Origin of the sequence: Morganella morganii H1r (assembly GCF_000633515.1) — a bacterium.
GTDB classification, from domain to species: domain Bacteria; phylum Pseudomonadota; class Gammaproteobacteria; order Enterobacterales; family Enterobacteriaceae; genus Morganella; species Morganella morganii_B.
This window is the reverse complement of sequence record NZ_AYMP01000050.1, coordinates 1-4,576: the sequence shown is the minus strand read 5'-3', so window position 1 is coordinate 4,576 and position 4,576 is coordinate 1. Positions and strand designations below refer to the sequence as shown.

Annotated in this window: 9 protein-coding genes; 7 read left to right on the top strand and 2 right to left on the bottom strand. The window is 46.8% G+C overall.

Going from position 1 to position 4,576, the window contains the following annotated elements:
- Positions 1-264: 264 nt before the first annotated feature.
- Positions 265-477 (bottom strand): hypothetical protein, encoded by a 213-nt coding sequence (locus tag U868_RS0120935; protein WP_025154977.1) that lies wholly within the window; start codon positions 475-477, stop codon positions 265-267.
- A 157-nt stretch (positions 478-634) separates the two neighbouring features.
- A complete protein-coding gene (locus U868_RS0120930; protein WP_025154976.1) occupies positions 635-1,282 on the bottom strand; it encodes a LexA family protein in 648 nt (215 codons plus the stop codon).
- A gap of 102 nt (positions 1,283-1,384) precedes the next feature.
- Here U868_RS0120930 and U868_RS0120925 point away from each other — a divergent pair, with 102 nt between their 5' ends.
- The 7 genes from U868_RS0120925 to U868_RS23810 form a co-directional block, all read left to right on the top strand.
- Positions 1,385-1,585 carry a Cro/CI family transcriptional regulator gene (locus tag U868_RS0120925; RefSeq protein WP_025154975.1) on the top strand — a complete coding sequence of 67 codons (201 nt, stop codon included), beginning with the start codon at positions 1,385-1,387 and terminating at the stop codon, positions 1,583-1,585.
- A gap of 29 nt (positions 1,586-1,614) precedes the next feature.
- Positions 1,615-1,974 carry a hypothetical protein gene (locus tag U868_RS25620; RefSeq protein ID WP_162817271.1) on the top strand — a complete coding sequence of 120 codons (360 nt, stop codon included), beginning with the start codon at positions 1,615-1,617 and terminating at the stop codon, positions 1,972-1,974.
- A 147-nt stretch (positions 1,975-2,121) separates the two neighbouring features.
- Positions 2,122-2,586 (top strand): YmfL family putative regulatory protein, encoded by a 465-nt coding sequence (locus U868_RS0120915; protein ID WP_025154973.1) that lies wholly within the window; start codon positions 2,122-2,124, stop codon positions 2,584-2,586.
- Between the two features lie 64 nt (positions 2,587-2,650).
- The gene (locus tag U868_RS0120910; RefSeq protein ID WP_025154972.1) at positions 2,651-2,842 is read left to right on the top strand and encodes a hypothetical protein; all 192 of its coding nucleotides are present in this window, start codon (positions 2,651-2,653) and stop codon (positions 2,840-2,842) included.
- Positions 2,839-3,978: a hypothetical protein gene (locus tag U868_RS0120905; RefSeq protein ID WP_025154971.1), complete on the top strand. Its 1,140-nt coding sequence runs from the start codon at positions 2,839-2,841 to the stop codon at positions 3,976-3,978. The genes U868_RS0120910 and U868_RS0120905 overlap by 4 nt, the downstream gene beginning before the upstream one ends.
- Positions 3,975-4,220 carry a hypothetical protein gene (locus U868_RS0120900; RefSeq protein WP_051583090.1) on the top strand — a complete coding sequence of 82 codons (246 nt, stop codon included), beginning with the start codon at positions 3,975-3,977 and terminating at the stop codon, positions 4,218-4,220. Before U868_RS0120905 ends, U868_RS0120900 begins: the two co-directional genes overlap by 4 nt.
- Positions 4,217-4,576: DNA cytosine methyltransferase (locus tag U868_RS23810; RefSeq protein WP_205275546.1), on the top strand; the 360-nt coding region annotated here is incomplete at its 3' end. The genes U868_RS0120900 and U868_RS23810, both read left to right, overlap by 4 nt.

The following is a 4,576-nucleotide window of genomic DNA, read 5'->3' as shown; positions in this document are numbered from 1 at the left end:
ATGCACAGCCGCTAATGGTGTTGCATGGTTATTGTTATGGGGTCGTTTACTCTTCACACATCATTTATGGGTAACAGTCAGTATTGGTGATTGGTGGCAGGTGCTGAAATCCTGCATAGGTCTGTTGCGGCCGGGTTTTCACCGACTGGCGACAGCGCATTTTGATATCGCGTCAGCCCGCGCATTCACCAATCCCAATACTGACTGCGTCTATCTCCCCACACTAATTGATACTCTTCACACAGTTATTCAGATACGCAGCCGTTACTGCGGTTGTACTATTAAGACGCAGCGTTCTTCCCACTTGGCAATGTCTTCATCAAAGCGGTCCAGAGCACGTTCGTGATCGCGGATCGCTCTTTCGCGTTCGGTGCGGAGTGATTGCAGCTTTTGAAGCGCCTGGGCTTTTTCGGTGATCCACGCGGTAACATCGTCTACTGACATGTTGTTAGTGGTGATGATTGGTTCGGTTTGCATATGGACTCCACTAATTGTTAAGCATTCTGTTGTCTGCATGCTTATAATATTAGTTAACTTACATTTGGTGTCAAGATAAAAAATAAGCTTGCTAACATTATTTTTGTAGGTACAAAAAAATCCCGCACAGAGGGCGGGATTGAACTGACGTGGAATATTAGTCTAAGTTTATGATTATTTGCTTAACTTGTCCTATAAGTCGGCAATTGCCGTTAACTGGTATTGGGTTAAATTGGGGGTTAAGGGGGGCAAGGTATCTATTTGGGCCATCTATAATGAATTTTTTTATGGTGGCCTCATTGGATTCGCTTAATTGCGCGATAATTATCTTGTTGTTCATTTCGTCAACAAAACCGAACTCGGGATCAACTACAACAATTGCCCCCTCAGGAATACTAAGATCGCCTGATGTGGATGTCATTGACTGCCCCTTAACAATTAATGCAAAGGCATTACTGCTTACTTTTGCTGATGTATCAACATATTGAAGGGAATTGACGTCTGGCTGATTAATAACCTCAGTCCAATTACCTGCCTGAACCCATGAAATTACTGGAATTTGTGCGTAATGATTGCCATACAGCGGAAACGGAAGATCTAGTTCACCTTCACCCAAAAGAAGCCATTGGGGCGAACAGCGAAGCACGGCAGATAATCTTAAAAGGTTTTCACTGGACAGCCCTGTGGAATCACCTTCCCATTGGGTAACTGCTGATGCCGAGATACCCACACACTCGGCGACATCTCTCTGGGTCATTTTAAGCTGACGCCTTCTAAATTTGATTCTCTCGCCGAGCGTATTCATAAACTTTCTCCCGTCTTATTCATGTAAGCAAGCTTACATTTTATTGACGTAAGTATCTTGCAAGTTTATATTGTAAGTATGCTAACTTTTAAGGGGTGATACATGCATAAAAATCAAGTTTTAGCCTATTTCGGCGGGACAACTAAAACGGCACTTATTCTGGGGATTTCCCATAGCGCTGTGTGTCAGTGGGTGTCCATTGTTCCAGAAAAACAAGCTTTGAAAATTGAGCGACTCACAAACGGAAAACTCAAATACAACCCTGCACTTTATCAGCATAGCAGCACAGAAAAGCACGGTTAACTACAACCCAACCTGAAAGCGAGTAGGCAATGAAGAATGAACCAGCAGCAAAAACAGAAAAAAAACTGACGCCACATGAATTCTGGACGTCAGTGAAACAGATTGCAGAACTGCAAATAAATCAGGCAAAGGTTAATCGTCTGATGGGATTAGACCAGGATAACGAGCTTCCTGAGGAGGCAGCCAGCCTTTCATCTCTTTTGCTAAAACTAACCGGATGTCGTCTTTTTCCATCGAGCGGCTCTGAGAAATTGGCCAGTGATGTTTGTTGCAAAGATACAGGTACACAGCATCAAAGCCACAAACATCTGACGGATAGTCATGAAGTTCAGCCAGGTGATCGCCAAAGCATTCCAGAAGGTACTCAAGATCAGCACCAGACCTGTTAATTTTTTTTCGTACTTGATAGTTCACGTTGCGCATAAGTTTTCCTTAATGGTTGGGGAACCTAAAAGGATATCACCGAGCAACAGGTAGCGGATCTACAGTCAGCTGGTGGACATCACAGTTTTAAAAATAACAACGAGATAACTGCAATGAAGAATGAATCACTGAAAGAAGTCGTAAAAAAGATGTGCTGCGCCATGCCGGGTGGGCGGGAAGCGCTGGCCGGTGCGCTGGGGATGTCACTGACGACGTTCAACAACAAACTGTATGAGAAGAACGGCTGCCGGTTTTTCGACAATGACGAACTGGAGGCAATGGAAGACCTGACCAAAACCCGTCACCTGGTCGAATACCACATGGACCGCCACGGCATGACACCAATGCCGGATGTGTCACCAGAAGATATCGACAAAGTTGAATTATTTGATATCCGGATGACCCTTTCAGCCTTACGGGCAGACCTGGAATTACATATCGATAAAAGCCTGAAGGACGGAAAGTTAACCCGGGAGGAAGTCAGGGGTATATATAAAAAATCAGGAAAGGTATTTGCTTACTTTTTGGGGTTTGTCGGGAGTCTTGACGATGTATTTGGGGTTCCGGATGAAAAGTGAGACCACCGGTATACGGCCGGTGGCCTCGGTCGCGCCATATCAATTTGTGTGAAGAGATAAACGCATGAGCAGATTAACTCATTTGGCAGGCTTTGCGCAACTCCGTGTTGCTCCTGTAAAGGGTGGTAAAGACCCTGCCGCATTTGTTTATACGGTAAGAGTACCGGAAGGTTTCTCAGAAACAAACTACCAGTTTGTGAAGTGGGCGGTAGGTGATTTTAACCGTCTTGGTAAGACAGCGGGAGCTGGGGCATGAAGAGTGTATTTGAAATCGTTCAGGCAATGTCCGGTCAGAAAAACGTTATTGTGATACCGGTGCCGTTCCTGGAGTTTTTTGCTGGTGATCAGCAGGCCCATGCATTGGGTGCTGTCCTGAATCAGTTGGTGTTCTGGTCTGGCGTTTCTTCCAGTGCCGGTGATGGTTGGTTCTACAAAAGCCATGAAGAGCTGGCTGATGAAATTAAGGGATTATCCGGAGAAGAACAAGCCCGCCGCCTGGTTAATAAGCTGCGCACGAAATATTTTCCGGGCATTATCGAGACGAAAGCAAAGAAAGTTAACGGTACCCCAGTAACTCACTATCGTATTGATGGAGAAGCACTTTTACTGAAAATATTCCCTGATAAAACCGAAACGTCGAAATCGACGAATGGAAACGTCGAAAGTGCGGAATCCAAACGTCGAAACTGCGGAATGGAAAACGCAGAAATGCAGGTTCCTGGAAACGTCGAAAGTGAGGTTTCCTATCTTTATACAGATCTTAAAACAGATCATAACTTACAGATCAATACTGACTCTTCGTCGCAGAATTCTGACGAATCCAGCGACAACCCTCTTAATAATTTTTTAACACGTAACCCTGATGCCGCTATCTACAGCGCTAATGGTCAGAAATGGGGAACACAGGATGATCTGGACTGCGCGAAATGGATTTCTGAGCGCCGCAAAGGGGTATTTGCAGAGCTCGGTCTGAAAGAACCAAAAGAGCCTAATTTTACCGAATGGGCGAATGATGTTCGCCTCATGCGTGAGATTGACGGTCACTCGCACCGTGAAATTTGTGCCCTGTACAAGCGTGTGGCTGCTGATAATTTCTGGCGTAAGAATATCCAAAGTACCCGTTCACTCCGTGACAGCTGGGATGATTTAACCCTCCGCCTGGCTGAAACACAGCAATCAAAACCGTCTGTCGATATCGTGGCCCGCGAGAACGCATATACCCGCATTATCTGCAGTCGTTCAAAACCACAGACCAGAACTGAAGAAATTGCCCGTGATTTGGCAGGCAAGGCAGGGTTGCGCGGAATGAAGGAATTTGATGCCCGTCGTGCATGGGTTGGTATCTGGTCACAGGCCACAGAGCAGGCCGCAAAAGAACGGGAGGCAGCATGAACATGCGCTCAGAAAGCAAAGAGATTTACGGCGTGAATGTGTTCCCGGTGCTGGCTGTCCTGCATCAAATCCGCCGGTGGTGGGTACTGCGTGACCTGAAAGATCACTGGAACAGCCGCCATAAGGTGAACAGTATTTGCCGCCATGGCTGGGATGATCTCATTCGGTTCCAAAATATCGAGCGGCAGTATTTCATGACCCGCGCCACAGCTAAACGCTACCAGCGTGAGGGGGTTATCTGATGGGGCTGACTTACGGATCTGTCTGTTCCGGCATCGAGGCCGCTTCGGTCGCCTGGGAACCTATCGGAATGAAACCTATCTGGTTCAGTGAAATTGAACCGTTCCCGTCTGCCGTTCTGGCTGCGCATTGGCCGCAGGTGGATAACCTGGGCGATATGACAAAACTTGCCGTGGTGGTTCGTGCCGGTGATGTACCTGCGCCGGATCTGCTGGTGGGTGGTACACCGTGTCAGGCATTCAGTGTCGCCGGATTACGGGGTGGCCTGAGTGACGAACGCGGACAATTAACCCTTTCTTACGTTGAATTAGCGGACAGTATTGATGAAAAAAGAAAAGAAAACGGTGAGCAACCAGCA

What these genes read in the sequence shown, in the direction of transcription:
- U868_RS0120915 (WP_025154973.1), top strand. Translation starts at nt 2,122, where the DNA reads ATGAAGAATGAATCACTGAAAGAAGTCGTAAAAAAGATGTGCTGCGCC.
- U868_RS0120900 (WP_051583090.1), top strand. Translation starts at nt 3,975, where the DNA reads ATGAACATGCGCTCAGAAAGCAAAGAGATTTACGGCGTGAATGTGTTC.
- U868_RS0120930 (WP_025154976.1), bottom strand. Translation starts at nt 1,282, where the DNA reads ATGAATACGCTCGGCGAGAGAATCAAATTTAGAAGGCGTCAGCTTAAA.
- U868_RS25620 (WP_162817271.1), top strand. Translation starts at nt 1,615, where the DNA reads ATGAAGAATGAACCAGCAGCAAAAACAGAAAAAAAACTGACGCCACAT.
- U868_RS0120905 (WP_025154971.1), top strand. Translation starts at nt 2,839, where the DNA reads ATGAAGAGTGTATTTGAAATCGTTCAGGCAATGTCCGGTCAGAAAAAC.
- U868_RS0120935 (WP_025154977.1), bottom strand. Translation starts at nt 477, where the DNA reads ATGCAAACCGAACCAATCATCACCACTAACAACATGTCAGTAGACGAT.
- U868_RS0120910 (WP_025154972.1), top strand. Translation starts at nt 2,651, where the DNA reads ATGAGCAGATTAACTCATTTGGCAGGCTTTGCGCAACTCCGTGTTGCT.
- U868_RS0120925 (WP_025154975.1), top strand. Translation starts at nt 1,385, where the DNA reads ATGCATAAAAATCAAGTTTTAGCCTATTTCGGCGGGACAACTAAAACG.